1 protein-coding gene is annotated in these 634 nt (G+C 62.0%); it reads right to left on the reverse strand.

Annotation, left to right across the window (positions count from 1 at the left end; genetic code table 11):
- Positions 1–611: hypothetical protein (locus tag I6F66_RS21285; protein WP_197209772.1), on the reverse strand; the 611-nt coding region annotated here is incomplete at its 3' end.
- Positions 612–634: the final 23 nt, after the last annotated feature.

Below are 634 nucleotides of genomic sequence, written 5' to 3' on the forward strand. Positions count from 1 at the left end.
CCGAAACGGTCGAAATCATGCCGTAGGGCCAGTTCGCGTGGCGGCGACGGCAGGGCGATCGCGCCGGTGATGTCGCAGGCCTGTTGGGGCAGCGAAATGAGGACGCGTCCACGACTGCGCTGTTCCAGCAACAGCGTGCTCTCCGATACGCCGTTACGGATCAGCAGTACGTCCTGAAGCAACTGGTTGGACGCGCTGCGGATGAGCGTGCGTAGACCAGGTTCGCGGATGCCCGCGCTTTCCGGAACCAGGCAGGTGTCCTGCATCAGCAGGTTGGGGCCATCCGTCAGCCAGCCCGACACGGCACCAACGATCGACTTTCTTGCGATGGTTTTGGCAGCATTGGATAACCAGTCGCGATCAACGCGATCGCCGGCGCGCAGCACCAGGATACTGTCCTGCGACATGGTGTCGAGCGGATCGAGGCGCACGCCATTGGTCGATTCCAACCGCCACCGCATTGTAGCGAACCGAAAATCACCTTCATCTTCATCAAGGCGCAGGACATGGACCGATCCCAGCATGCCGTCGAGCGAGGCGATCGTCGTCGCCAGCGACGTGCTGTCGTCATTGACCAGAATGACCACGCTGACGGTCGCCTCGCTCGCCATCGACTGCTGTAACCGACGAACCG

Origin of the sequence: Pseudoalteromonas sp. NZS100_1 (genome assembly GCF_015864285.1) — a bacterium.
In the GTDB taxonomy this organism is placed as follows: domain Bacteria; phylum Pseudomonadota; class Gammaproteobacteria; order Enterobacterales; family Alteromonadaceae; genus Pseudoalteromonas; species Pseudoalteromonas arctica.